Source organism: Sutterella massiliensis (genome assembly GCF_016899755.1).
Taxonomy (GTDB): Bacteria; Pseudomonadota; Gammaproteobacteria; order Burkholderiales; family Burkholderiaceae_F; genus Sutterella; species Sutterella massiliensis.
In genome coordinates, this window is sequence record NZ_JACJJC010000503.1 from 1 (window position 1) to 245 (window position 245).

A 245-nucleotide genomic window follows, 5' to 3' on the forward strand; every position below is an offset into this window, starting at 1 on the left:
ATGCTGATAAATATATCCCCTAAGATCGTTTTAAGCTCTTCTGAGTTATCAAAAGTTATCACATCAGTATAAGTGTCATGATCGAGGTATTGCTTGTTTATAACGAGTAAATATTCGTCAGAGCATAAGATGAAATTCAGTTCCTCCAGCTGGTACCCTTCAGCAAAGATCGTATCCCTGATCCAGTTCCTGATCGCTGTCTTATTTTTAAGCGTGTATTTTACGTCTTCTGAAAAAAAATATAC

General features: G+C 35.9%; 1 protein-coding gene. It reads right to left on the reverse strand.

Going from position 1 to position 245, the window contains the following annotated elements; all coding sequences use genetic code 11:
* Positions 1-245, reverse strand: a 245-nt coding sequence (locus H6A60_RS13480; RefSeq protein ID WP_205105371.1) for an rRNA maturation RNAse YbeY, incomplete at both ends; no start/stop codon positions are given.